Source organism: Gorillibacterium sp. sgz306347 (genome assembly GCF_059735245.1).
Window position 1 is genome coordinate 95,846 of sequence record NZ_JCAPET010000004.1, and the last position, 26,406, is coordinate 122,251.

Annotated in this window: 19 protein-coding genes, 2 pseudogenes and 1 riboswitch; of the genes and pseudogenes, 4 read left to right on the top strand and 17 right to left on the bottom strand. The window is 56.4% G+C overall.

What is annotated here, in order from left to right:
* Window positions 1-71: 71 nt before the first annotated feature.
* The 3 genes from thiC to AC6I6H_RS04110 all read right to left on the bottom strand — a co-directional run bounded on the left by thiC (window position 72) and on the right by AC6I6H_RS04110 (window position 4,045).
* Complete coding sequence (gene thiC, locus AC6I6H_RS04100; protein WP_497951653.1) at window positions 72-1,835, bottom strand: phosphomethylpyrimidine synthase ThiC; 1,764 nt, start codon at window positions 1,833-1,835, stop codon at window positions 72-74.
* Between the two features lie 109 nt (window positions 1,836-1,944).
* A riboswitch (TPP riboswitch) is annotated at window positions 1,945-2,057 on the bottom strand.
* A 15-nt stretch (window positions 2,058-2,072) separates the two neighbouring features.
* Window positions 2,073-3,875 carry a glycoside hydrolase family 36 protein gene (locus AC6I6H_RS04105; protein WP_497951658.1) on the bottom strand — a complete coding sequence of 601 codons (1,803 nt, stop codon included), beginning with the start codon at window positions 3,873-3,875 and terminating at the stop codon, window positions 2,073-2,075.
* Window positions 3,872-4,045, bottom strand: coding sequence for a hypothetical protein (locus tag AC6I6H_RS04110; RefSeq protein WP_497951663.1), 174 nt, complete (start codon window positions 4,043-4,045; stop codon window positions 3,872-3,874). Before AC6I6H_RS04110 ends, AC6I6H_RS04105 begins: the two co-directional genes overlap by 4 nt.
* Window positions 4,046-4,299: 254 nt before the next feature.
* Here AC6I6H_RS04110 and AC6I6H_RS04115 point away from each other — a divergent pair, with 254 nt between their 5' ends.
* Entirely contained in the window at window positions 4,300-5,220 is a 921-nt protein-coding gene (locus AC6I6H_RS04115; RefSeq protein ID WP_497951668.1) for an AraC family transcriptional regulator, read from the top strand.
* A gap of 99 nt (window positions 5,221-5,319) precedes the next feature.
* On the opposite strand, the gene AC6I6H_RS04120 is transcribed toward AC6I6H_RS04115, so the two are convergent.
* The 3 genes from AC6I6H_RS04120 to AC6I6H_RS04130 all read right to left on the bottom strand — a co-directional run bounded on the left by AC6I6H_RS04120 (window position 5,320) and on the right by AC6I6H_RS04130 (window position 9,639).
* Window positions 5,320-7,005, bottom strand: coding sequence for an ATP-binding cassette domain-containing protein (locus AC6I6H_RS04120; RefSeq protein WP_497951671.1), 1,686 nt, complete (start codon window positions 7,003-7,005; stop codon window positions 5,320-5,322).
* Window positions 7,006-7,368: 363 nt separating this feature from the next.
* Window positions 7,369-8,685 carry a radical SAM protein gene (locus AC6I6H_RS04125; RefSeq protein ID WP_497951677.1) on the bottom strand — a complete coding sequence of 439 codons (1,317 nt, stop codon included), beginning with the start codon at window positions 8,683-8,685 and terminating at the stop codon, window positions 7,369-7,371.
* A gap of 93 nt (window positions 8,686-8,778) precedes the next feature.
* The gene (locus AC6I6H_RS04130; protein WP_497951681.1) at window positions 8,779-9,639 is read right to left on the bottom strand and encodes a LysR family transcriptional regulator; all 861 of its coding nucleotides are present in this window, start codon (window positions 9,637-9,639) and stop codon (window positions 8,779-8,781) included.
* A gap of 155 nt (window positions 9,640-9,794) precedes the next feature.
* Between AC6I6H_RS04130 and AC6I6H_RS04135 the strand changes: the two genes are divergently transcribed.
* Both AC6I6H_RS04135 and AC6I6H_RS04140 read left to right on the top strand, forming a co-directional pair.
* The gene (locus tag AC6I6H_RS04135) at window positions 9,795-11,618 is read left to right on the top strand and encodes an ABC transporter ATP-binding protein (RefSeq protein ID WP_497951684.1); all 1,824 of its coding nucleotides are present in this window, start codon (window positions 9,795-9,797) and stop codon (window positions 11,616-11,618) included.
* Window positions 11,615-13,354: an ABC transporter ATP-binding protein gene (locus tag AC6I6H_RS04140; protein WP_497951688.1), complete on the top strand. Its 1,740-nt coding sequence runs from the start codon at window positions 11,615-11,617 to the stop codon at window positions 13,352-13,354. The genes AC6I6H_RS04135 and AC6I6H_RS04140 overlap by 4 nt, the downstream gene beginning before the upstream one ends.
* 1,117 nt (window positions 13,355-14,471) lie before the next feature.
* Here the strand turns inward: AC6I6H_RS04140 and thrC are convergent.
* The 7 genes and pseudogenes from thrC to AC6I6H_RS04175 all read right to left on the bottom strand — a co-directional run bounded on the left by thrC (window position 14,472) and on the right by AC6I6H_RS04175 (window position 21,181).
* Window positions 14,472-15,881 (bottom strand): threonine synthase, encoded by a 1,410-nt coding sequence (thrC, locus tag AC6I6H_RS04145; RefSeq protein ID WP_497951691.1) that lies wholly within the window; start codon window positions 15,879-15,881, stop codon window positions 14,472-14,474.
* A 148-nt stretch (window positions 15,882-16,029) separates the two neighbouring features.
* Window positions 16,030-16,716 carry a GNAT family N-acetyltransferase gene (locus AC6I6H_RS04150; protein ID WP_497951867.1) on the bottom strand — a complete coding sequence of 229 codons (687 nt, stop codon included), beginning with the start codon at window positions 16,714-16,716 and terminating at the stop codon, window positions 16,030-16,032.
* Window positions 16,702-17,457: pseudogene (locus tag AC6I6H_RS04155) on the bottom strand (exodeoxyribonuclease III); the annotation flags it as partial. The gene AC6I6H_RS04150 and the pseudogene AC6I6H_RS04155, both read right to left, overlap by 15 nt.
* A gap of 127 nt (window positions 17,458-17,584) precedes the next feature.
* Entirely contained in the window at window positions 17,585-18,412 is an 828-nt protein-coding gene (locus AC6I6H_RS04160; RefSeq protein WP_497951693.1) for a MerR family transcriptional regulator, read from the bottom strand.
* A 108-nt stretch (window positions 18,413-18,520) separates the two neighbouring features.
* The gene (locus AC6I6H_RS04165) at window positions 18,521-19,303 is read right to left on the bottom strand and encodes an alpha/beta fold hydrolase (RefSeq protein WP_497951698.1); all 783 of its coding nucleotides are present in this window, start codon (window positions 19,301-19,303) and stop codon (window positions 18,521-18,523) included.
* Complete coding sequence (locus AC6I6H_RS04170) at window positions 19,300-19,875, bottom strand: PadR family transcriptional regulator (protein ID WP_497951702.1); 576 nt, start codon at window positions 19,873-19,875, stop codon at window positions 19,300-19,302. The genes AC6I6H_RS04165 and AC6I6H_RS04170 overlap by 4 nt, the downstream gene beginning before the upstream one ends.
* Before the next feature lie 202 nt (window positions 19,876-20,077).
* Window positions 20,078-21,181, bottom strand: coding sequence for a suppressor of fused domain protein (locus AC6I6H_RS04175; RefSeq protein ID WP_497951706.1), 1,104 nt, complete (start codon window positions 21,179-21,181; stop codon window positions 20,078-20,080).
* A gap of 704 nt (window positions 21,182-21,885) precedes the next feature.
* Here AC6I6H_RS04175 and AC6I6H_RS04180 point away from each other — a divergent pair.
* Window positions 21,886-24,228, top strand: a complete 2,343-nt coding sequence (locus AC6I6H_RS04180) for a transglutaminase domain-containing protein (RefSeq protein ID WP_497951710.1) — start codon at window positions 21,886-21,888, stop codon at window positions 24,226-24,228.
* Window positions 24,229-24,314: 86 nt separating this feature from the next.
* Here AC6I6H_RS04180 and AC6I6H_RS04185 read toward each other — a convergent pair whose 3' ends face one another.
* The 4 genes and pseudogenes from AC6I6H_RS04185 to AC6I6H_RS04200 form a co-directional block, all read right to left on the bottom strand.
* A complete protein-coding gene (locus tag AC6I6H_RS04185; RefSeq protein WP_497951716.1) occupies window positions 24,315-24,599 on the bottom strand; it encodes a hypothetical protein in 285 nt (94 codons plus the stop codon).
* Window positions 24,589-25,140 carry an RNA polymerase sigma factor gene (locus AC6I6H_RS04190; RefSeq protein ID WP_497951721.1) on the bottom strand — a complete coding sequence of 184 codons (552 nt, stop codon included), beginning with the start codon at window positions 25,138-25,140 and terminating at the stop codon, window positions 24,589-24,591. The genes AC6I6H_RS04185 and AC6I6H_RS04190 overlap by 11 nt, the downstream gene beginning before the upstream one ends.
* Before the next feature lie 9 nt (window positions 25,141-25,149).
* The gene (locus AC6I6H_RS04195) at window positions 25,150-25,851 is read right to left on the bottom strand and encodes a hypothetical protein (RefSeq protein ID WP_497951725.1); all 702 of its coding nucleotides are present in this window, start codon (window positions 25,849-25,851) and stop codon (window positions 25,150-25,152) included.
* A gap of 221 nt (window positions 25,852-26,072) precedes the next feature.
* Window positions 26,073-26,270: pseudogene (locus AC6I6H_RS04200) on the bottom strand (proline--tRNA ligase); the annotation flags it as partial.
* Window positions 26,271-26,406 lie beyond the last annotated feature (136 nt).

Sequence of the window (26,406 nt, forward strand, 5' to 3'; positions counted from 1 at the left end):
ACAAATTATGTTCATCATGAACTTCGTCCATCTCCAGCTTCAGCCGTTTCGGCGATTTCACGTCCATCATATCATAAGCCGCTTTCCTCCAAAAGCCCGCGCGAACGGCGCATGCTGCAAAACTCCGGCCCGCACATGGAGCAGTAAGCTTCCGGGTCCCCGTCTCCCGCCGGCGCCCCGCGGTATTCCATCGCGCGTTCCGGGTCGAGCGACAAGGCGAACTGGTCCTGCCAGCGGAAGTCGAACCGGGCCCGGGACAAGGCGTCGTCCCGCTCGCGGGCACCCGGATGGCCTTTTGCCAGATCCGCGGCGTGAGCCGCAATCTTGTAGGCGATCACGCCCGCACGCACATCCTCCTTGCCGGGGAGCCCCAGATGCTCTTTCGGGGTGACGTAACAGAGCATGGCGGTGCCCAGCCAGCCGATGACCGCCGCCCCGATCGCCGAGGTGATGTGATCGTAGCCGGGCGCGATATCCGTAACGAGCGGTCCCAGCGTGTAGAATGGCGCTTCGTGGCACAGCTTTTGCTGCTTCTCCACGTTTTCGGCGAGGAGGTGCAGCGGGACATGCCCCGGTCCTTCGACAATCACCTGAACGTCATGCGAATGGGCCATGGCCGTCAGCTCGCCCAGCGTCTCCAGCTCGGCGAACTGCGCAGCATCGTTGGCATCCGCCACGGAGCCGGGGCGCAGGCCGTCGCCAAGCGAGACGGCGGCGTCATAACGCGCCAGAATGGTGCAAATCTCATCAAAATGCATGTACAGAAAATTCTCCTCGCCGTGCGCCTGGCACCAGCCGGCCATGATCGCCCCGCCGCGCGAAACGATGCCGGTCACACGCTTTGCGGCCAGCGGAATGTGGTCCCGCAGAACGCCCGCATGGATGGTGAAATAATCGACGCCCTGCTCCGCCTGTTCGATCAGCGTATCGCGGTAAATGTCCCACGTCAGCGCTCCGGCATCCCCCTTCACTTTTTCCAGCGCCTGATAGAGAGGGACTGTTCCGACCGGAACGGGCGCGTTGCGCAAAATCCATTCCCGGGTGGCGTGAATGTCTCCGCCCGTTGAAAGATCCATCACCGTATCCGCTCCCCAGCGGACGGCCCACGCCATTTTGTCCACCTCCTCCTCCATGGAGGAAGCCATCGCCGAGTTGCCGAGATTTGCATTGATTTTCACATGAAAGGCCTGGCCGATGACCATCGGCTCGCATTCCGGGTGATTGATGTTGGCCGGAATTACGGCCCGGCCGGCCGCCACCTCCGTCCGGACGAACTCCGGCTCCACCTGCTCGCGGATGGCGGCAAACATCATTTCCGGGGTAATCTTCCCCTTGCGGGCGTAATGCAGCTGGGTTACGCAGCAGCCCTCTTTCGCCCGCCGGGGTATCACATCGCGCGTGAAATTCGATCCTGTTTGCCCTTCCTCCACAGTCTTCGGCTCTATCCCGGCCGGAGCCGATGCAGCCAATACCCGGTCTCCGGAGTCGGCCGATTGCCGGAATGGGCCTCCCGTTCCAGGGATGTCCAAGCCGTCAACCCATGCGCTTTGCTCCGTATCCTCCCTTTCTTCTATCCATGGTTGCCGGATCGGTTCCAATCCGGAGCGAAAATCGGGACGGCGGGACGGATCGGTGTAAGGCCCGCCCGAGTCATACAGCCGGATCGCAGCCGGGGATGCGTCGGGCGATCCGCTTTTTCCGGAGCACAGCCGGATTTCGCGCATCGGCACCCGGATATCCGGCCTCGGGCCGGTCACATAGATTTTGCGGCCTGCATTCTCTGTCATGTAAGACTTTGCGCCCGCCGGACTGGCGGAGGGGGTGGGGATGAACATGGGTTTTCGCTCCTTTGGCCGGGGCGCCAAACGCAAAAAAGCCGGATCTTCGGGACAAGATCCGGCCGCGGCATGCCTTAACGGGCTGCGCTTCCTGTTCCCGGCTGCGCACGCGCCCACTGAGCTTCCCCACGCTGGTATGAACCAGATCAGGTCCGAAGGGTTAAGAAACGCGCCGTTTCTCTCTCAGCCCAATCTGCTTGGACACCCCTAGCGATTTATGAAATTCTTTTTTTACTATAGGCGATTTCCATTATTTTGTAAATCATATAGTTCCGCCAATCCGGCCGCCGGGAGCTGCAGCGCGTAAACGCCCTCTTCCAGCACAATCTCTTCCTCCCGCACCACGTGACCCCGGCAATCGTATACCCGAAGCGTCTTTCGTCCCGGCCGGACTCCAAAGTCCAGGAGCAGGCGGTTTTGCAGGGTTCCGTTTACCACGGTTACTTTAGCGGGCAGATCGCCGGTTAGGGGAACCGCCATGTCCAGATAAGCGGCGACCACCCACTCCCCGGACGTTTTCGCCAGCACAAGCGGATACAGCAGCTCGGGGTGAAGGGGCTCCAGCCGGCCGTCCAGCAGAACCTCCCGGCGGTCCCGCCAGAAAGCGAGCCAAAACGCCGTCATTTCCAGGTGGTCCGGCGGAATCCGGTCCAGCAGCACCGAAATTTGCGGGACAGAAAAAAGCACGTTGATCAGCTGCAAAGCCGCGTTTTCGGCCGGCTCGCCGGGATGCCACATGATCATATCCGCATGCACCGCCGTACGCCCCGCTAGCAGCCGGATATCGACGGTTCTCATCCGGTTTTGCACGGCGTCGTTCGGACAGTCGCCGGCCCGGAACATGTTGCCGTATTTGCGCATCAACGGCCCGACGTAATTTTGCCGAAACTCGATGAGAATGTCCGGCTTGCGGCTTCGCAGCCGTTCGATCACGTCGCTCAAAAGCCGGTCCACGGCGGCCGGCACGGACACAATGTCGCGGTCCCCGCCGCTTTGGCAGCCGCTTTCCGTTTCCGGCAAATAAAAGCTGTCGACAAAATCCAGCTTGAAGCCGTCCAGGTTCCAATCCTCCAGCGCGGTTTCGTAAAGGCCGATCAAATAGTCCCGCACTTCGGGGTATCGCGGATCCACAATGCCGGCGCCGTGTTCTTCGTTATAATACAGCAGTTTGTCCTTCAACCGGTCCCACGCTTCGCTGTGCCGGCCGATAAAGGGAACGGAGTACCAGAGCAAATACCGGAGTCCCATCGCCTGAACCCGGGCCACGTGCGCTTTCATATCGGGAAGCTTGTCCGGGCTCGGCCGCCAGTCTCCGCAAAACGCATAGCCCCGCGCATTGTCCGAGGTCTGCCAGCCGTCGTCCACGATGACCGCTTTGCAGCCGATAGCGGCTGCGCGCTCGCACTGCTCCTCGATTCCTTCCGGCGTCAGCCGCTGATGAAAGCTGTACCAGGTCGAATACATCGGCTCCCGGGCGGTCTCGGGCACGGGGGCCGGACGGCAGCCGGGCAGCCCCTCCCACCACTCGCCTGTTTCGCGCAGGGCGTCATAGTAAGGGATTCCGCGCGTATCCAGCCGCAGCTCCGCTTCGTAACGGGAAAGCGGCGAAGCCGGCTCGTCAAACAGGGTCACCGAGCAATGAAACGAAGCCGATTCTTCGTTCACGCCCGCATGGAGGCGCACCGGATTCAGCACGTCCGAAAAAGCGAACGTCAGCCGGTTTCGCCCCGACTGGCTGAAGAGGCAGGCAACCGGCGCCGATGAGGTGGATTTGGAGGTGAAGCCGCCCCACCAGTCGGGGATCAGGGCCCGGCTGCGCTCCGCCGTCGGGTGCCACAGCCCCTGGACGTCCACAATCGGATGGCTCCAGCGGAGCCGGACGACCGGCGGGGCCGCCGGAGCATCCGATTCGGCAGCCATTCGCACCCGAACGATCCAGATTCCGCCGGCCGTCTCCTCCGATGCTAGCGACAGTTGGAATTCTGAAGGCCCGCTTTCCGCCTCCACGCGATGAACACCCGCTTGCACGGTAATCATGCCCGTCCGCCTCCTTTGAACGCGGCCGCTTTTTCCGCCGCCCCCCAAGAATCCTTGCCTTCCTTCAGCAAAATGCCGCTGCCCTGCGCCTGCATGAAGCCGCCTTCCGTCTCCGTGCCCGTCCGGCTTTCGCTTGGACCGATCAAACCGCTCTTTTGTGGACCTGCCATCGTTCTCTGCTCCTTTTTGGTCTGCCCGGGGTTTGCCCCGGTATGATTCCTCCGGACGCAGCCGGCCTTTAGCCGCTGCCGCCCGCTCCGTCCCGGAGGTTCCGCTGTCTGCTTTTACTCTAAGGGCTGGACCAAACAGACGACAGGGAGAATTGTGTTTACTTTTGGGAGGTTTGTGTTACGATTTGCTTATCATAAGGGAAAGAGCGGGAATCGACGTGTAAAATTGTGTTCAAAACGGGAGGCGCGCTTCTATGGAAGAGGGACTGTTTGTCGAGCATTTTCTGAGCAACCGGCTGGACAAGGGCATCCGGCTTTTTTACTGCGGCCGCCAGCAATGCGCCCCCTATCATTCGTATGGGACGGCGATGCGGGACCACTTTGTGCTTCACTTCATTGTGCGGGGCAAGGGCACGCTGATCGTTCCCGGCGGCCGTTTTACGCTCGGGGCGGGGGACAGCTTCTGTCTGTTTCCCCATACGCCGGTTTATTATGAAGCCGATGCAGAAGACCCGTGGGCGTATTACTGGGCGGGGTTTGAAGGCGGCTGGGCCGCGAACGCGCTGCGGCTCGCCTCCATTACGCGCGAAAGTCCGATCCGGTCCGGCACCGGACCAAACGAAACGCGGCGGCGGTTGTTTGCCCGCCTCGTAAAAAGCACGGAGGCGAACACCGCCGCCTCCGAGCTGGACGGCGCCGGGCTGCTGCTTCGCCTGTTGGCCGGCTACCTGGAGGAAGCCGCCTTGCCGGGCGAACGCTACGCCTGGCGCGGCGGGCCTGCCGTCTCTGCGGCCAGGGCGACGGGCAGCAGTCCTGCTGCCCCGGACCACCGCGCAACCGGCGAGGATTGGGCCGTGCGGCAGGCGCTGGAGTACATCCGCGCCAATTACCAACGGAAGCTGACCATCCCGATGCTGGCCCGCCATGTCGGTCTGGAGCGCGCTTACTTTACCAAACGCTTCCGGCGGCATACCGGCGTATCGCCGTACGAGTTCCTGCTCCACTACCGGATGGAGCAGGCCGTGCGCCTGCTCGTCCATACTGATCAGCCCGTGCAGACCATCGCCGCCTCCACCGGCTTCGAAGACCCTTCCTACTTTGCCAAGGTGTTTGCCAAACGAATGGGCTCGGCGCCGTCCGATTTCCGGCTACGTGGGTCTGGTTTGCCGAAATAGAACGCAGCTGAAAAACAGTAAAGCATACAAAAAAACACCCGCTTTGTTGTGAAAAGCCGGCGTTTGGAACCATTAATGTACTTTTTTAAGAATTCAGCTTCATAATATGGCGGCAGGTTCTATTTGACCTGCAGCTAAAGAGACTGGGATAAGCATCCCTTGCCTCGCTTCGTATACTTCATCACAAATGACATGCGCATTTTTATCATGGGTAATCAGGATGATGATCTTGTCCTCTTTTATTGTCCGCAAATAGTCAAGAAATCGATCTGTGCTCCGGGCATCCAGTGCAGATGTAGGCTCGTCAAAAATCATAACTTCCGGATTTTTCAACAATACGCGCATAATCGCCAGCTTTTGCTTTTCTCCCCCAGATAAGTTGGAACTGCCTTCTTGGACCGGCGTTTGCAGCCCTTCCGGAAGTCCTTCGATCAACCCTTTGAGGTTTAGCAAATCGAGAAATTCGTCAAGTTTTTCTGAATCAGAATCCATATCTTCTTCCAAATATAAATTAAACCGGATTGTATCCTGCAGTAAGGCCGGTTCCTGCTCGGCCACTCCGATCAATCGCGACCGCGTTTGTTTCATGTCCAGAGTTTTGATGTTCCGTTCTTGGAAAAACACTTCTCCGCCATACTGCGTCATAAACATGCCCGTCAAAACCTGGTACAAGGTGCTTTTTCCCGATCCATTCGCCCCGACTATGCCGTACATTTTCCCTTTTTCGACATGAAATGTCAACTCCTGCAAAACGGTTTTGCCGCCGTAGGCGAAAGACAACGAAGATACGCGGATGCGGTCGATTTCCTCTACCGTCTCCGATCCGTTGGGCTCTACGGGAAGCTGAAGAACCTCTTCCAATCTATGAAGGGAAACTTTGTTGTCCTGAAACGATTTGCCCAAGTTAAAAAAGTAACGGGCTGAATTGATAAGCATCCCGAAATAACTGAAAAACATGGTAAACATACCGATCGTAAATTGTCCCCGGATGATAAAGATTCCGCCAATGATAAATAAAACTATCTGAGCCATTGTCATCACGATTGAGTCCAGCCCCGAAAATAAATAGGAAACCCGCTGATTGGTCATCACGCTCGACAGAAGACCGGAAAACCGTTGGTCGAGCCGCCTCTGAAACTGGCGTTCCACTGCATGCAGCCGGATAAACTTCAGGTGCTGCAATTGTTCATAGAGACTGGAAAAAAAGTGATTTTGCTGTTCCATGTAGTTCATCCGAGTGCGATAGATCGGTTTCTTGAAAATCTGATACAAGGCTACATAAAGCAGCAAAAACGCCAGAAGGATACCCGTTAGCGGGCCGTTGAGCCGGAACATGATAACAGTCGGAACAAGCAAGGTTAGAACATTTACGAGCAGATTCTGCAGCAAGGTGACACTAAAGATAATCACCATGTTGGAATCATTGTTTACTCTTTGACTCAAATATACGGGATCATTTCCTTGAATATAAGACAAAGGAGCGTTTTGCACATGGCGGATCATGTTACGGTTAAGAGCAAAGCCCAACCGGCTCTGGACGTTCACATAGATCATCTGATTGACGTATCCAAGCACAATCGTGCTCAGACCGATGCCTGCATAAATCGCGCAGTAAGTATACAGATAAGATAAGCTTTTTCGGGTAACCAAATTGTCGATAAAATTACCGGTTATATAAGGACCCAGAATCGATAACCCACTCAAAAGAAGCGACACCGAAACATAAAGGGACAGCGTCCATTTATATTTCATGAGGTAGGGTTTGCAAAAACGAAGAATGTCCACGGTTTCACCACCCTTAAATGGAGAGATGGGCGGGAAAATCCCGCCCAACCAGTCTTATCAGAAAAGCATACCCGCACAAGTACATCAATTAAAAAAACTCACTTTTTAAATGCTCTTTATCAAAGCGGGCTTATTCCGGGTTTACCCGGAGCGCAAATCGATTGCGTGGAGCATTGGGCCACGCAAATAGGGAAATTAGGGTGACACTCTACGGTATACGTAGCGCTATTGTTACACGTACAGCTCTGAGAACAACCTGCCAGGGGCAAAGGCTTGCTAAGCATCAGTTCCATAACGACACACCTCCATTTGGATGGATATGATACATGCACTTGTGCGGAAATGCACGATAAGCTTAGTGCTTTAAACGCTCACTTCTGTTCGCTCATTTTGCTGCTGCTTGATGTGTTGAGTAATAGAGGAAAGGTAATCCTTCAAAACATATTTGTATTCCGAACAATTGTCGGCCGAACGGTTCAGTCTTTTAAACGGGCAACCGCCCATACATAAGGGTAAAACCTTGCAAGTAGAACAGCCTTCCTCCGTAGTGGGATCAAACAACATATAATCCATATAAAGAGGACTCGTCGTATTCATGCCAGCACCTACGTTGCCCACACAGCGTTCCTGAATCCCTATATCGGACCAGCATTTGTACAAGCCGCCATCTGCGTCCACCACGTAAGAATTTAAAAAGTCGGCGCCGCAAAAATTCGCTATCCGCCGGGGAAACCGATTTATAATGCGTTCATTTTGCAGCGAGCGAACATACGAGTATTCTAGCCGATAAAAATCATGTGAATCCAAACATGCCTGATTGGTATAGGTTTCGTTGCTGTTCTCCACCTTCCCCATATACGGAAACACATGCTCGTCCAATCCCAACTCCTTCAAATGAACGTTTAATTGGTTAGCGGAATCCATGTTTTCCTTGTCGACGTTAATCCGGAGCGCTGTAGGCGGCAGAAGATCTTTACCTGCCTGCAAATTTTGCATGATTTGGTCGAATGTTGGTTGATTCCCGACGAGCGGCCTTCTCACATCATGTGCTTCTTTCATCCCGTCAACCGTCACCTGAAGCTGAGAAATTTGAAGCTCTCTGACTTTATCCAGATTTTCGCGTGACAACAGATAGCCGTTGGTAACCATATTGGAGTAATAGGACACGTGATTTTCTTCACATATTTCCATAAAGGAACGGGTTAACCGTTCAACAATCTCCAATGCCATTAACGGTTCTCCGCCATACCAGGCAATATTGAGGCTTTGGATCCCGGGAGCATGTCTGCGAACAAACGCGATTAATTGATCCTGCACCTCTTCGCTCATATAGGTGGTCCGGATGCTGTCTTTTTCATAGCAGTATACACAACGGAAGTTGCAATCCGAGGTGGGCGCTATGGTTAGACTCAGCGTATTCGACAGATAACGGTGGGCCAACATTTCAAAACGAAGCTGCTGCAGCTCATCCACCCGGTCGTCCACTAGAAAAGCCTGCGCGCGGAGCGCTTGCAGAAACTCTCCATCTTCGATTGGTTTTCCCGTTTTGCAGAAATCCATGAAGATTTGGTACTTCTCTACTTCGAGAAGAGCCAACGAATTGGTAAAGGCATTGTAAGCAATCATCTTTGCCTCATCATGCTCGTATGGGAAAAAGAAGTTGTAGCGCGACGGCTTCATCTAACCCCTCCTTAAAAAATGATATTCTTAGCGTTTATACTATTATTTGGTAGTTTACTATAGTTCTTCCCATAGAGCAATCATTAATTTTTCTTAAAACCAGTCAATAAACTTCCTTGCCAGCGACGACAGATACCGGTCCTTCATCCAGATGGCCGCCAGTCTGGTTCGCAAGGCTTCGCTGTTGATCGGTTTGCGGATAAGGTTTTTCATGGTCAAGAGCTCAGTGGCGGATTGCGGCACTATGCCGATGCCGAGGCCCGAATCGGCCCACTGCAAGGTGGTGCGGGCATCGTCGTTTTTGCATAGAATCGTCGGCTCAAACCCAGCGCGCAGGCATTCGTCGCGAACCAGCTGTTCAAACCGGCGGTACAGCACAAGCGGCTTGTCGCGGAGTTCGGTTACGTCCACCGAATCGGCCTCCGGCTTCCAATCGTTATCGGCTGTCATGACAACCGTCATCGGTTCCGCCTCCAGGTATTTGTGGCCGAGGTCCGGCGCGGAAAACGGGGTGCGGACAATGCCGACCTCGACGATCCCTTTGGCGAGCAGGTCGATGATCCGGAACGTGTTGCCCTCGTGAATTTCAAACCGGACGCCGGAATAAGCCCGGTGAAAGCTGGAAAGCCTTTGTTTGACCAGAACGCCGCCGGACGAGGATACCGTGCCGATGGAGAGCGTTCCGTTCAGCCCTCTTCCGGTGTCCGCCACTTCCCGGGCGGTTGAATCGGCCAGCTCCAGAATCTGCCGGGCCCGGTTCACCAGAAGTTGCCCCGCTTCGGTCAAGCGGACGCTGCGGGGGCCGCGCTCGACGAGCTGGACGCCGAGCTCCTCCTCCAGCAGCTTGAGCTGCTGGCTGAGAGGGGGCTGCGCCATCTGCAGCTTTTTGGCGGCGGAGGTAATTTGTCCTTCCTCTGCGATGGCGAGAAAATACTTCAATTGACGTATGTCCATCTAATCCTCCCTGTATGCGATAGGTTTTTGCTATGGCAAGCAGACGAATCCAATATTTTTAATATGGGAAAGAGTATGCCATAATCATAACCGGTACATCCGGGAAGTCAAACGAGTGTTTTTCCCTTGAATTCAGTAAAAAGTTGGTGATGGTTTTGTTTAAATTGGCGTCCTTTTTGCGGGCTTACCGGAAGGAAAGCCTAGTCGGCCCGCTGTTTAAGCTGTTCGAAGCGATTCTGGAGCTTCTTCTGCCTACGATCGTAGCTCTTATTATCAATAACGGCGTCGGAAAAGAAGATACCGGCTACGTCCTGCGGATGGGCGGCCTTATGCTCGCTATGTCCGTGCTCGGCTTCGCCTGCTCGATGGTCTGCCAGTATTACGCGGCCCGGGCTTCGCAAGGGTTCGGCACTACGCTCCGCAATCATCTGTTCCGTCATATTTCTTCGCTGTCTTACGCCGAACTAGACAAGTTCGGGACACCGTCCCTGATCAACCGCATTACGAACGACGTGAATCAGCTTCAGCTGGCGGTCGCCATGCTGATCCGGCTGGTTATCCGGGCGCCGTTCATCTGCATCGGGGCGATTGTGATGGCCATGCTGCTGGATTTCCGGCTGTCGCTGATTTTGCTTGCGGCTACACCGATCTTCGGCATTATTCTTTATTTCATCATTTCCCGCTCCGCGCCGCTCTACCGCAGCTACCAGCGCAAGCTGGACCGGCTGGCACAGGTGCTCGGCGAGAATTTGTCCGGCGTCCGGGTCATCCGCGCGTTTGCCAAAAGCCGCGAAGAACAGCGCCGGTTCCGCGAAACCTCCGACGACATTGCGGGCACCGCAGTCCGCGTCGGCCGGATATCCGCGCTGCTGAACCCGCTGACGTCCTTTTTTGTGAACGCCGCGATCATCGTGATTTTGTGGGTCGGCGGCATTCACATTGACAACGGCTCGCTTACGCAAGGGGAGATTATCGCGTTCATCAACTACATCACGCAAATTCTTCTGGCCCTGATCGTGGTGTCTAATCTGGTCATTATCTTTACGCGCGCCTCCTCTTCCGCAGGCCGGGTCAACGAGGTGCTGGCAGCCGTCAGCTCCGTGCCGGATGCGGCCGGCCATCCGCAGGGTTCGGACGCCGGCGCGCTCCGGGAAGCCGGCGTTCCGGCCGCCGCGCCTCACGCAGCTGCGCCAACGCCCGGCCGGCCGGCGGCGGGCCAACCGGGGGCCGCTGCGCCGGCCATCTCGTTCCAACGCGTCTTCTTTGGCTACAGCGAGACAGGGGACCGGGCCCTCACGGACATTTCCGTTTCCATCGGCTCCGGTGAAACGGTGGGCATTATCGGGGGCACCGGCTCGGGCAAGTCCACCTTTGTCAACCTGATTCCCCGTTTTTACGATGCGACGGAGGGCGAAGTCCTGGTGAACGGCATCCGCGTGAAGGATTACCCGCTCCGCGAGCTTCGGGAGAAAATTGCCGTCGTGCCGCAAAAAGCGGTGCTCTTCAGCGGAACGGTCGCGGAAAACATCCGGTATGGCAACATTGCAGCCTCCGATGAAGAGGTGGAGCGGGCGGCGCGGATCGCACAGGCGCATGAATTCATCTCCGCGCTTCCCGGCGGCTACGGGACGCAGGTCGCACGCGGCGGCCAAAACCTGTCCGGCGGACAGAAGCAGCGTCTGACCATCGCCCGCGCCGTCGCGGCCAAGCCGGACATTCTGATTCTCGACGATGCGTCCAGCGCGCTCGATTTTGCCACGGACGCCGCCCTTCGCAAGGCGCTCCGGAAATCCAGCCGGGGCATGACCGTGCTGGTGGTTTCCCAGCGCGTCAGCACCGTCCGCCAGGCGGACCGCATCCTCGTCTTTGACGAGGGCAAAATCGACGGAATCGGCACGCATGAAGAGCTGCTTCAAAAGAGCAGCGTATACCGGGAAATCAACGAGTCCCAGCAAACCGGCGAGGAGGCGGAGCGATGAACACCCGAACCACCTGGAAGCGAATCTTCGCTTATATGCGCCCTTACCGGGGCAGCGCCCTGCTGGCCGTTCTGTTCGCCGTTTTGAGCGTCGTCGCAAGCCTCGTCGGCCCTCTTCTGATCGGGCGCGCCGTCGACCGCATGCTCGGGCCGGATTCCGTCGACTTTGCCGGCATCGCCGAGCTTTTGCTTTTGCTCGGCGCCGTTTATGCCGCCGGCAGCCTGTTCACCTGGCTGCTCACGCATTTGACGAACCGGATCGCTTACCGGACGGTCAACGGAATGCGGCGGGACTTGTTTGATCATCTGAACCGCCAGCCGCTACAGTTTTACGACACCCGTCCGCACGGGGACACAATCAGCCGCTTTGTCAACGACATGGATATGGTAGCCGACGGGCTGCTCCAGGGTTACGCCACGCTGCTGACCGGCATCGTGACCATCGGCGGCGCCATCGGATTTATGCTGACCATCAGCCCGATGATGACGCTGGTCGTTCTCGTATCCGCGCCAATTACCTATTACGTGGCCCGGTTTATCACCACCCGGTCGCAAAAGCTTTTCCGCGAGCAGGCGAAAATCCTGGGCGGTTTAAACGGCTACGTGGAGGAAATGATCGGCGGGCAAAAAATCGTTCAGGCTTTTCATTATGAAGACCGGTCTTATGCCAAATTCGAGGCGGTCAATCAGGAGCTGTATGAGGCGGGGGTCAAATCACAGTTTTACGGCTCGCTCGCAAACCCGACCACACGGCTGGTCAACAACATCACCTTTTCCGCCATCGCCATGATCGGCGGGGTTGCGATTATTTTGCGCGGGCTTACGGTGGGCGACCTGTCCAGCTTTTTGATCTATTCCAATCTGTTTGCCAAGCCGTTTAATGAAATCACCGGTGTCCTGACGCAGCTTCAGTCGGCGACGGCTTCGGCGCAGCGGATTTTCAGCCTGCTGGATTTGCCCCCGGAACAACCCGACGATCCGGACGCCGTCACTCTCGGCCAAAAGGGTGGAACCATCGTGTTTGACCGGGTCCGCTTCGCTTACACGCCCGAGCGCCCGCTGATCACCAACTTCAGCCTGACGGTAGAGCCGGGCACGCGGATCGCCATCGTCGGCCAGACCGGCGCCGGCAAAACCACGCTGGTGAACCTGCTGATGCGGTTTTATGAGCTCGACGGCGGCTCGATCTCCATCGGCGGCGTCGACATCCGGCATTTGACGCGGGACAGCCTGCGGCGCGGCTTCGGCATGGTGCTGCAGGACACCTGGCTCTTCGCCGGCACGATCCGCGAGAATATCGCCTACGGCAAGCCCGACGCCACCGAGGAGGAAATCGTGGCGGCCGCCAAAGCGGCGCACGCGCACAGCTTTATCAAGCGGCTGCCGGACGGCTACGGGACGCGGATCAGCGGGACGGGCGACAATCTTTCGCAAGGCCAGCGCCAGCTGCTGACCATCGCCCGGGTCATGCTGGCCGATCCGCCGATGCTGATCCTCGACGAAGCGACGAGCAGCATCGACACCTTGACCGAGCTCCGCATCCAGAAAGCGTTTCTGAAGATGATTGCCGGCCGGACCAGCTTTGTCATCGCGCACCGCCTGTCCACCATCCGGGAATCGGACCTCATCCTGTACATGAAGGACGGGGACGTCGTGGAAAGCGGCAGCCACGACGAGCTGCTCGCAAACGGCGGCCATTACGCCAAGCTGTACAACAGCCAGTTCGCCGAAAGCTGAGTTCAATGTGGCGCATGCCGGCGGACTTCCCTTGTTATTGAACGAAAAGGGGATGTCCCAAAAGCGCTGCGCCAGGAAGATCAAAAACCGGACCGGGTAAGGAAGTTCTCCTTTTCCTGCTCCGGTTTTTGTTTATCTCCTTTATGCTTTTTCAGCACGGTATGGCGTGCAAAAGCTGCCCGGCTCTCCAACCTTCGGACTCGCTTGCTCAAGCGCCTGGCATTGGAGAAGGTTCCGTTTCCGTTTCCGCCGCCAAAAAAACGGACTACTCAACCAGCCGACTAAAAAGTGCCGGACGCAGCTTCCGGTAACACGCGTCGCTTCCAGCACTGCGCGCAACGCCGGAGCGGCTTCCGGCAACACGCGTGGCTTCCAGCACTGCGCGCAACGCCGGAGCGGCTTCCGGCAACGCGCTCAGCTTCCCGCACCGCGCACAACGCCGGAGCGGCTTCCGGTAACACGCGTCGCTTCCAGCACTGCGCGCAACGCCGGAGCGGCTTCCGGCAACACGCGTGGCTTCCAGCACTGCGCGCAACGCCGGAGCGGCTTCCGGCAACGCGCTCAGCTTCCCGCACCGCGCGCAACGCCGGAGCGGCTTCCGGCAACGCGCGTCGCTTCCCGCACCGCGCGTAACGCCGGAGCGGCTTCCGGCAACGCGCGTCGCTTCCCGCACCGGTTTGGCGTCCGATGCTGGTGTTCACCTGCCTCTCTCAACTTGCCGGAGGCGATAGCCCCCCGTTGCTGACCCTAACGGGTGAAATGCTGCAAATATACATTATTTCAAGGGCGCAAAGGACGAATTTGGGGGCTATGCTGCGTTTATGCAGCATTCATCTGCCCTTTGGAGGCGATTCGGCTTTAGAGTCGAAAATATCCTGCACAATAGCAGCATTTTCAGAAAAAGGCGCTTTTGCTTCCGAGAATACTGCATTTATGCAGAAATATCCGTCTCTATCGAAAGATCGGGGCGGGGGACGTCCGTATCATTCGCCTGTAACGGATAATGAGATGCAGCGAGGCTGCCCCTGGTCAGCTTTTGTTCTGACTTTCGGGACAGCCTCTTCTGCTGCTCTACCTTTATTCAATTGCACAAGCGGGCTGCGAGTTTAGTGGCGGCTCAGCCATTCGAGCGGGCCAGCTTGTAAAACCCTTCGAGCTGCCGCACCACTTCATCCTTGTCATGCTCGATGATGGTTTGGTGCTGGGGGAGCGCGAACAGCCGCTCGATCTCCGCCGGAAATTCCTGCTTGATGTCCAGCAGGCGGATGGCTTCGTCAAATTTGGCCGGATGAGCCGTGGCGAAGGACAGGGTAATCTCGTCCGGCGCGGCATGAACCCGACCCGCGACCAACCCGCAGGCGGAATGCGGATCGGCCAAATATCCGTTCTCGACCGCCGTCTGCCGGATTTGCTCCAGGCATTCGCCGTTTTTGACTCCGTACGCTTTGAAATCCTCCTGCACCCTGCGCAGCTCTTCGGCGCTTACCGTGATCCGGCCTTCCGCCGCAAACTGCGCCATGATGGCGGATACCTTCGCCGCGTCTTCTCCGACGAGGTAGTACAGGTACCGCTCGAAGTTGCTCGCCACCTGGATGTCCATCGAAGGGCTGTGCGTGTTGCGGAACCCGCCCGGCTTGTACTCTCCGGTCTCGACGAACCGCTCGAGAATATTGTTTTCGTTGGTGGCGATGATCAGCTTGTGAATGGGGAGCCCCATCCGTTTGGCCAGATAGCCCGAGAAAATGTTCCCGAAATTCCCGGAGGGCACGCTGACGTTGATTTTTCCGCCCGGATTTTCATCCAGCACGCGCAGAACCGAATAGAAATAATAGACCGCCTGGGCCAGAATGCGCACAAAGTTGATCGAGTTGATCGCCCGCAGGTGATGGGCTTCCTTGAAGGCCAGATCGCCGAACAAGTCCTTGATGATCTTCTGGCAGTCGTCGAAGTTGCCTTTGACCGACAGGTTCAGCACATTGGCGTCGTCGACCGTCGTCATTTGCAGCTCCTGCACTTTGCTGACCATCCCGTGCGGGTGAAGGATACAGATGCGGATGCCTTCTTTGCCGCGTACGCCTTGAATCGCCGCCGCGCCGGTATCCCCGGAGGTGGCGCCCAAAATGTGAATGGTCTTCCCGTGCTTGACCGAAACGTAGGAATACAGCTCGCCCATAAATTGCAGCGCCACATCTTTGAACGCAAACGTCGGCCCGTGGAACAGCTCCAGAACATAGAGATCGCCGCCAAGCTTGCGGACTGGCGCCACCTCGGGATGGCGGAAGCTCGCATAGCTCCGGTCGACCATCGCCTTCAGATCCTCGTCCGGAATCTCGCCGTTCGTATACAGCGAAAAGATGTTTAAAAACAGCTCCTTGTAGCTGAGCTTCTTCCATTCTTCCAGCGTCGCTTCCGGCACGGCCGGAATTTCCGCCGGGACGAGCAGGCCTCCGTCGTCCGCGAGTCCCATCAGAAACGTGTCCAAAAACCCTTTTGCTTCCACCTGTCCTCTAGTGCTGATAAACTTCATGCTTCGACCCCCATACCTGCGCCGGCGCAATCCGGCCGTCCGTGAATTTTTCTTATTATAGCATAAGCGCGGCAAAGTGGTGAGGAATCCGGCATATTTTCAACCGCGGGTGAGCGATACGATTCTCCTCGCCTTGCGGCCTCTATTTTCAAAGGTTTTTATAGTAAAAGACCGTGCCGTCCAGCTTTCCGTCGGCGGAACGGGCATAGCCGGGAATGCGTCCCGCTTCCGTATAGCCCAGCGAGCGGTACAGCACATTGGAAGGGTCGCCCTCTCTCGTATCGAGCACCAGCAAGGTCCGCTCGAGCCGGCGCGCCTCTTCCTCCGCCGCAAGCATCAGCATCCGGCCGATGCCGAGCCGGCGCGCGTCGGGGTGAACCATCAGCTTGGCGATCTCCGCGCGATGGCTACCATTCGCCTTGGCGGCCGGCTGAAGCTGCACCGTGCCGACCGGGCGGCCGTCCCGCTCCGCCAGCCAAAACACGACGCCGTCGCCCGACGCGCCTTCCCAATAGGCGGCGGCTTCGGCAAGCGAAAGCGGCGGCAAAAAGCCGACCGACGCGCCGTCCGCCACCACCTCCGCCAGCAGATGCGACAGCGCGGCGGCCTGCTCCGCCGCAAGCGCATCAAGCCGGCGCAGGGTAATCCCCGGCCCCCCGGCAGCCGCTCCCGCCGACGCCTGCTCCGCGGACGGGGCCACTTCTCGCTCGACCGACGACCCTTGCTCTGCGGACGGAGCCGCCTCTTGCTCAGCCGCCTCCTGTCCGGCAGCGCCCGTCGTCCCCGCACCGGCGGAGTCATCGCCCGCGGCTTGGTCAAAGTCCAGCTCCAGCACGACCGGACAGTGATCGCTGCCCAAAATGCCGCACTCGATGCCGGCGCCGGCCAGGTGCGGACGCAGCCTTTCCGAGGCCAGGAAATAGTCGATCCGCCAGCCCACATTTCGCTCCCGCACCTTCGGCATGTAAGACCACCAGCTGTACACATCCGTCCGGTCCGGATAAAAATGGCGGAACGTATCGACAAACCCGGCTTCCAGAAGCGCCGTCATTTTGTCCCGCTCCTCCTGGGTAAACCCGGCGTTCCCGATATTCGGCTTCGGATTTTTCAGGTCGATTTCCTTGTGCGCCACGTTCAGGTCGCCGCAAACGACAACCGGCTTGACGGCATCCAGCTCCTGCAAATAAGCCCGGAACCGGTCCTCCCATTCCATCCGCAGCGCAAGGCGCGAAAGATCCCGCCGCGCGTTTGGCGTATAAACGTTGACGAGGTAAAACGACTCGAATTCCAGCGTAATAAGCCGCCCCTCGTCCTCCGTCCACGTCTCGTCGCTCCAGCCGTAGCGAACCGAAAGCGGCTCGATCCGGGTAAAAACGGCCGTGCCGGAATAGCCTTTTTTAACGGCATAGTTCCAGTACAGCCGGTAGTTTTCCTCCAGCGCCAATTCCAATTGGCCCTCCTGCAGCTTCGTCTCCTGAAGGCAGAAAATATCCGCGCCCGACGCCTTGAAATAATCGGCAAACCCTTTGTTCATACAGGCCCGAAGCCCGTTTACGTTCCACGACACCAGCTTGATCATCGGTTCCTCCCCGGCAGTTTTGTCCGTTTCCTCCAGTGTACCATAGCAAACCGGAGCGGGGTATGCCTCCTGGACGGGGGCAGCGGTGTACGGGAAGGCTGTGCGCGGGGACGGAAAGACCGGATCAGCCGTGCTTCTGACCGTAGAGAAACTCGCTTACGGCCTCGCTTTTGAACAACAAAACGGCAGATGCAGCGGAAAATACGGATACGCCGATCACCCAGACGATGAGTAACGGTGGCGCTTCGAACAAAAGCCCGCTGGTAACAAGCCTGAAAATAAGCAGAAGTTCTATCGCAGCGGCAGCTGCAAACCAATACCGCACCCAGGACACGCCCAGTACCAGTGCCACGGAAAGCGCGATTTGCAGGATCAGCCGAAGCAGCCCAAAATCAAAAATCGCATTCAAAAGAGCAAAGCCGACGTTTACGACGGCGATCGCGTACACCGCCGTTTTTCCCAGCCGGTACATCCGCTCCCGGCGCTCCCGGTATTCCTGCACCAGCCGTTCCTTTTCCTCGGGAGACTCCGGATCGAACCGCCCGAAATCCGGCTCGACGTCCCTCTGCGGCAGCGGCAGCCCGGCGGCGGCCGTTCCCAAACGGGCGGCGAGCGCGTGCATGTCCTCCAGCGTATCCGTCCGCACGGTTTCCAGCGCGTGAAGGATGGCCGTTTTGGCCAGCGCATCTCCGGCGATCCGCTTTTTGTACACCTCCAGCACCTCGGCCATCCGGTCCGGCGACGCCTTCAGCGTTTTGATCTCCTCCAGGCTAAAAAACGCTTTCCGCAGGTCCGCCACCGTCTTCAGCTCGGCCACGTCCCGCTCGGAAAATTCCACGTACTTTCTGCCGGCCCGTTCCGTAACCGCAGGCTCGATCAGCTTTTCCTCCGTGTAAAACCGGATCGTCCGCTCGGTCAGTCCCGTCCACCGGCACACGTCCTTCATTTTCATGCGCATCCCCCTTTTCTTGACCCCACTTTACAATCATACGTTACGGAAGAGTCAAGCGTCGGTAACCTTTTTTACGCCGCAGCCCGCATTTTGCGGCGGTTGATCCGGTTAGCGGGCAAGGAAACGTTCAATCGCCGCCAGGCATTCCGCCGGACGCTCCAAATGCGGATAGTGGCCGCTGTTCGGGATGACGGTTCTTTCCGCTCCCGCAATCTGCTTAAGGACAGCGGCGCAAATGTCGCGGTTAAACGGCAGGTCGTTCTCCGCCTCGATCACCAGAACCGGAACGCGCACTTCCTCCAGCCGGCCGTAGGCAAGGGGGGCGAGCGGCCGGTGCAGGGACGGCTTGTTTTCGTAAAATCCTGCGTTTTCTATGTACTGGCTTTTGAACTTGGCGCGGGCTTCTTCTTCTTCGGGAACGACATACCGCCAAAACGGATTGTCGAGAAAATGCTTCGCTGCGGCGTCGATTCCGAGCCGGCGAACCCGCATAAAATCCTTGAACCCTTCCCATTTCAGTTTGAACGGGTATTTGGCTCCGTTCACGGATGGCGCAATCAGGATCAGCCGCTTTACACGTTCCGGGCAACCCAATGCCAAATCCAGCGCCGCGCTTCCCCCAAAGGAAGAGGCGACAATGTCCGCCGCCGCGACATCCAACTCGTCCAAAACGGCTTTCAGATCCAAATAATACGAAAAAGGCTCCGACGCTCCGCTGCTTTTGCCATACCCTCTCTGATCGTAACGGATCACGCGACGGCCGGCCGACAGATACTGCGCGAGGCCGTCCCAAACGGCCAGATTGGAGTATCCGCCATGCACCAGCACAATCGGTTCTCCCTCTCCTTCCACGGAAACATGCAGCCGGGTTCCGTTAACGGCGAGCATCATTCCGCTCCCCCCTCTGTGTCCGCATGTTTGTCTGTCCGCTTCAGCAATGCAATGGATTCCTCGCACCAGCGGAGCCGCGCCTCCGTGGATAAGATGCCGTAACGAAGGGTTATGCCCCACAAGGGCAGTTCCTCGCGGGCTCCGAAATGCTTTAACGCCGACTGCTCCTGCGCGAGATAGTCCGTCAAAGACTGTTTCAGGTGTCCGCGCTCCTGTTCCAGCAAGGCGCTAATCGCAGAACCGTCTTCCCGCTCCGCAAAAAAGACCTTGATCAGCAGCTCATCCCGGTAATGGATCGGATGAACCGGCGCGGCCAGCCACTCCCGAAGATGGCTTTTTCCTTCGGCGGTAATCCGGTAGCTCTTCTTTCCCCGAGACGCGGCGGAATCCGCCTCCTCTTCCGCATACCCCCGTTCGACCAGCTCTTTGAGGGCCGGATAAATCTGTCCAAAGCTTTCACTCCAAAAATGACCCAGCGATTCGGAAAAATGCTTGCGAACGCCGTATCCCGACGACGGGCCTTTGGACAAAACGCCCAACACGGCATACAAGGTGCTGCTGCTTTTCGGCATGGCGGTCTCCTTTGCTTGATGAATCCGTCACGACCTCGGGAAGCCTTGGGCTTCCAGCCGCTACGGATCACCATATATCTTTCAGATACATTATATATCTAACAGATACAAAGGCAACCCTAATCACGCAAAAAGACCTCTGCCTCCGCTTGTGTGCGGAAGCAAAGGTCCTGTTCTCTCTTGCCTGCTATTGGTACCCGGCTCAACCGATGGTTTCGACCACCGCGCCCGCAGCGTCCTTGATGTCCGTTTTGACAATCTGAAAAAGAACACCCGGAAAAGACGCCAGTGCAAACTCGCCCGCGACCGGCCGAAGCTGGCGGCTCAGCTCGCTGCCGGCCGTTTCGTTAAGCGACAGCCGAATGTCTTCCTCGCCTTCGGTAATACCGGGCTGTTCACCCGGCTCCAGCACAACGCGAACCTCGGGGCCGACAAGGTACAGCGGTTTGTCTTTCAGGATGCGTCCGCGCAGGAGCTTGCCGATCACGCCCGCCTGCTTTGCACCAAGCCGCAAAATGGCGGGTGCGCTGCGGAACAGCTTCTTTTGGGCGGGCTCCCAGCCAAGCTGGTCCACGTAAAGGAACCCGGTGTTGGAGCCTTCCCGTTCGCTTCCCTCTTCCACGGCCGCCGCGACAGCGGGAATGCTGAGAAGGGAGTCTCTATTCAGGTCCGTCATGTAAAGCGGCATATGCGCTTCGCCTGCGGCCAAAACGCCGAACGTGTTCCAGGTCTGCATCGCTTCCAGTTCATCGCCCGTGATGCCGATCATTTGAATAAATTCCACTTTTCCGTTGGGGGTGTCCATTTCGCCAAGCTCCGGGTCGGTCAGAAAGGCAAGTGCGGTCAGACGCGTATCCGAGCCCAGGCAAATCGGACCGTTGGCGTCCATGTAATCCCGGTTATGAAACACATTGCCGCTGCGGAAGACATACCGGCCCATGTTTTGCAGCAAATTAATCGCCCAGGCGGGAGGCTCCTCTTCTCCATCCTCCTTCACCAGCCGGAAGGTCAGCTCAAAGCCGTAGCCGCTGACCTCGGGATCGTCCGACTCCTTCTGATAGAGCTCGGAGAAGCCATAGGTCACAAAATGCCAATGCGGCACCGGCTCTTTACGCTCGTAGGCGCTGATGCCGTTCAGCGGGTCCTGACCGCCGAGCATATAAGGAAGAACCGTTCCGTAATGCTTGGGCTGCTGATCTCCGTACAGCTTGCCGACAGCTTCGTCGATCGCGTCCCAGCCGGGCGCTTCATCCGTCTCCGTCTCGTCTATAGCTTCCTCGTTAAGCGGCTTTTCTCCCTCGCTCATTTCCATTCCTCCCCCAGTTGCCGTTTGACCTCTATTCTACTAAACGGGGAGGGACGGTTCAAATTGGGGGGAGACGGTTCCGAGCCTATTTCCTTTTACTTGGTCCGCGATTAATCCTCGATCCATTGTCTCGGCCCAACTTCCATCCTATGGTAGCATCGGGCTTGCAGGGATGAACAAGTGCAAAAAAGCAACAAATCCCGTCGTTTTCCGTTAAATTTAGCTAAATAGCTGCATAGAATCAATTAATTCTTTCATTTTCTCCGGTTATCGCATTTTAGTATGGAATAAGTGCGTCTACGGCGCTATTTCGCGCTAGAAAGCAAAAGTCATTGGAAATAAGAATCGTTGCGCACCTATTTGCATCGGTCCCTCCCTGATCATCCGTCCTTCCTGATCATCGGTCCCTCCCTGATCCTCGTTCCCTTGCTCATTCCGCCGTCGTCTTTTCGGCCAAGAAAGCGGACGCTAAGGGAATGTCGAGCCTACCAACCGGAATGTCCAAAAGAGAACAACCTTCCCTGGATGGGGCACTAGCCAAGCTTGTTAAATTGCGTTTCAACGTCTCGCGTACTCGTCCGCAAGCTTACAAAAATCGCCATACTTTTGACCGGGTTTAGGCAGTATATCATAGAATTTTCCGAATTTTCGCCCTATGCTGGGAAAATACATACCTAAAACGAACAAGAGGAGGCGAAAGCAGCATGAAGAAACTCTCGGTTCTGATCATGGCCATACTGTTGACCCTGATGACTGTGCTGCCAAGCAGTCCCGCTTTTGCGGCTGCGTCTTTTTTTTCGCACAACCCGGCGCTTAACAGCAGCTTTCAGCAAATGGAGAAGCAATTTTTGCAGTTCCCTAAAGATGAAGTTGTGCCATTGGAATCCTATGAACTTATTGAAGAAGGAGAGGATGAGGGAGTCCCGGTCGCCCGAACGGTGAAGAAAATAACCGACCAGCAGAAAAAAGCGGCTGCGGAACGGAAGCTGAATGAGATCCGGGCGGAGATTGAAATCAAGGAAGAGGAGTTGGGGGGCCTTTCCGCGCAGGAATATAAAAGCATAGCGGATCACCTGGCCCAACAAATGCTCCTTGCCAAAGGCAGCAGCTATGGCTGGGACACGGAAGGCAAGAAGGTCAGCTTTTATTTGGACGTGAATGAGGACGGATTTTATTATTTCAAAGGGTTGGTCGGCAACTTCGCCCGGATGGGCAAGGAGAAGGACCAGGTCAGCCCGGCCGATTTGCTGGTCAAGAACAAGATCAACCGGTACCTGAATCAGTCGATTCAGAAGGGGAACAAGGTCGGTCCGGATATTCTGAACCGGCTGCCCGGTGAAGTGGAAAAGCTATTCGTGGAGCGGCAGTTGTCAAAGCTTGTTGCCTCCCGGGTGCTGGCTGTCGTCCATGATAGCATTTTCAACCCGGAAGGCGTTCTGTATGACGGATCGGAATCGGTAGAGGAGCTTTTGGAAAGCATCGACATTTGGGCAAAGTGGGCGGTCGAAGACAGGGAAGAGGAAAAGCAAATCGAATTTTTCGACTATCCTGCCGATGAACCCTCCCTTGATTTCAAAAATTATATCACCAAGCAGATCGTCTACGAAGAGTTGGCGGAGCCTTTTACATCCGGCTTTAAGAACGCGATCACCTCGGATGAACTGGCGAAGCTGTACTTTGGGGCGCGGGAGCTAAACGCGAATTTCGTCATTGAAGATCCCGCTGTCGCCGCGGACAGTCCCGATTACGTTAAGCTGGCCTATATCCACGGCATGCTGGATGACTCCAAGAACCTGACCAAACCGCTGACCCGGCTGGAGGCGGCAAGGCGTTTGGTCGACGGTACGATCTACGATACCGGCTTTAACAATTGGTTAAAGATCACCGATGCCAATAAGATTCCGATTGCCGACCAGAACATTGTATCCATCAGTTTGACGGGCGGCATGGTCACCCGCAGCGACAAATTTGAACCGCAAGCCGGCTACACCAAAGAAGAAGCGATCCAGGACAATGAACGCTTTCCGTTTCGAAGCTTGCGGGGCTACAATATTCCCTTTAGCGCAGAAAATACCTCGCAAATCATCCTCGGGAAGAACACCATTCATCTGGTGTTTGAAGACCAAACTGCGGTTGCCGAATACCTTGACAACTATTTGGACGGGACGGCCCTGAACAAAATCAAACAAAACGGAAAATACATGAAGGTGGATACCGGCGGCGCGGTGATTGAGCTGTTCACACCGGAGAACGGCGTGAAATTTACGATGAAAACGGGCGTAACCTTCTTTGATCTCGAAGAAGGCGTCTACGGTCCGGGCCTGCAGTATGTGATAGAACCGAAGGTCGTCAAAGCCAGCGACAAAGTCGAGATGACGATGCAGCCCGATTCCATTAACAAAAAGCTGAATCCCAAGCTGGACGCCATCCTGGCCAAGATCATCAAGCCGAATATGACGGAGCAGCAAAAGGTGAAAGCCATTCATGATTACGTGGTGAAGCATGTTACTTATGACATTGATTTGCGGGACGAGCAGACGGTGGAGAGCATTCTGGTCTCCATTGACAAGGGAAAAGGGGTCTGCGGCGATTACGCGTTATTGTTCATGTACTTGTGCCGGCGCGCATCCATCCCTTGTGTGTATGAAGCCAGTTTTGAGCTTCAGCATGCTTGGAATGCCGTATTTGTCAACGGGCAATGGTTGTTCGTCGACGCGACCTGGGATGATGACGACAGCAGCAAAATCAAATATACGTATTTTCTGAAGGACCGGTTTAGCTTTATGAGCGGCCATACCCCCATTATGGGCGTTCCGGACCCCAAGCTGTTCAAGAATCTCGACCCGATGAAATTGAAATCGCAGGATGAGCTAAGGGCCTATTTGCTGGAAAACTTCTACTGGACGGACGGATTCAAGCTGTCCTTCCGCATGGCTGATAAGAACATCAAGCCGGTCATCCCCTATATGCGGGATTACTATGTAACGGTCAAGCTATCGTATGATGCCAAAAGCAACCTCTATACCGTCACCGCAAAAAGCAAATAACATGGAGTGAATCAAAGAGGGTTCCCCGGAAGTCATCGTAAATGACGGGGAACCCTCTTTTCGTTACCGAATTCAAATTTTTCAGCTTATCGTCCTGACCGGAGCAGCCGGCGGTTAATCCGATCCGTCTGCATCTGCAACCGAGTTGCCGCCGTCTGCTCCATTCTGCGTTGGGATCGCGCGATGGCCCGGTCAATTCGCGCCGTCATCAGCGCCAGCCAACCATCCCGATAGCCGGAGGCATTCCCGAGGATCGAGCGCCGGATCGACTCGGCCTCCTGCTCCGTCAACTGAACGCTGCGAACCCACGCGCCGAGCTCGCGCATATCATCCTCAAGCCCTTCCCATTGCTCGCGGATTTCATCCATCATGGCTGGCTCCCTCCCCTTGTCCTTGCGCCAGCTCCAGCCGCAGCTGCCTGCGCGCCATGCTAAGCCGATAACGAACGGTCCCTGCCGGCAAATCGAGCATTTCTCCGATCTCCGAGCTTTTCATTTGTCCAATGACCTGGAGAATAAATACCCGGTAAAGCTCCTCTGGAAGCCGGCGGATCGCTTGCTCTGCATCAAAAATACGGCCCTTTGCTTCAAAAATGTCCTCCGCCGAGCGCGATGCAGCCGTGTAGGCGGCCGCCTCCGCCATTACTTTTTCCTTTGTCCGGTTCTGTGTCGAGCGTCTCCGATAGTAATCAATAACCAGGTTTTTGGTTATCCGATAGATCCAGTTCCGGGAACCGTTAAGCCCGAGCTCAAGGCTGACATGATTCTGATTCCAGACCCGCAGAAACACTTCCTGAAGCAGGTCTTTGGCTGTTTCGTGATGACTGACATGCGCCAGGAGATAGGCAAAGATTACGCGGTGGTACTGACGATACAACTGATTGAAGAATGCCTCTTGCTGAGGATCATTCATGGACGCCTCCTAGGCCTGCACCGTGCGAATATCGCCATACTTCTGGACGGCAAGCGCAAGCAACAGCGAAGCCTGCTTGCGGGTTGCCGTTTGAACATTCCCCCAGAGATAGACCTCGGACACTTTTTCCTGCAGCAGCTCCGGCGCAACGTCAGCCTCAATGCCGAATTCCCCCCTTAAAAACAGGGTGACCGGATTTTTCAAATAAGCGAAAAAGTCATGATCGAACCGGTCCTGCCCGGAGAAAATTCTCGGTTCTTGTTCGTAAAAGTACAGCTCGCCGGATAATTGAGAGATGGCGGAAACGAGCACGGGCTCACACTCTTTTGGCGCAAAAATCTCGCCGGTGAGCATCACGGATTTGTACCCGACCTTCTGAAAAGGGGTTGTGATCGTTAGCCCTCCTGAGACAAGAAGCGTCTCCTCCGGGTCTCCGTCCGCATTCTCCAAAAATTCTCCCCGAAGCTTTAAATCTCCCGCTGCCAGCTTCACTTTCCTTTCCGGCGGGATGGCGACCACACTTCCCACATGGTGCATCGGAATCGAATGGATGCTCCCCTCAAGCTGATCCGAAACCAAAACCGTCCCGACATAAGCAATTTCCGTTACCCCCCCCAGCTCGGCGACTGACCGGACATGGCGGAGATCCAATAACCCCAGATGCGTGATTTTCCGCTGCCGGATCATTTCTTCAGCCTGAACTTCATTCACTGCGCTTCCCCCTCCCGAATTCGATTCATTCTATAAGACGCAACCCGGCGCGCAGTGTTGGGAGTTAACCGCTTGCTAGATGTAGATGAATGGCTAGGAGATGCCGCATATTCGAGAAAGGGCTTCGTCAATTGAAACGAGCTGCTTGACGTTGGTACAGCGGTCAACGTATTCCACCTTGCCATGGACCGCATCTTTGCCAATAACGATAACCGGAAGTCCGATCCTGCGCACTCCAGCTTTTCGCTAAGGATGCGCTGGACGTTGTGCAGAACACGCCAGCCCAGCGGCAGGTAGGTGTAGATTCCCGCCGCAAGTTGGCGAATAAAGCCCGCCCGAAGCAGCAATTGGTGACTTGCGACCTCGGCCTCCGCCGGAGCTTCCTGCAATGTGTTGGCAAATAGTTGAGATTGACGCACCTGTGACTCCTTCATTGTTTCTTTCATCATGGACTTGAATACCACTACTATGGCCTTGTATATGAAACTATTTACTAATTCCATCATACTCTCAACTGGGACATAGTGGTCTGTTCTCTAGTCAAAGGGAACTTAA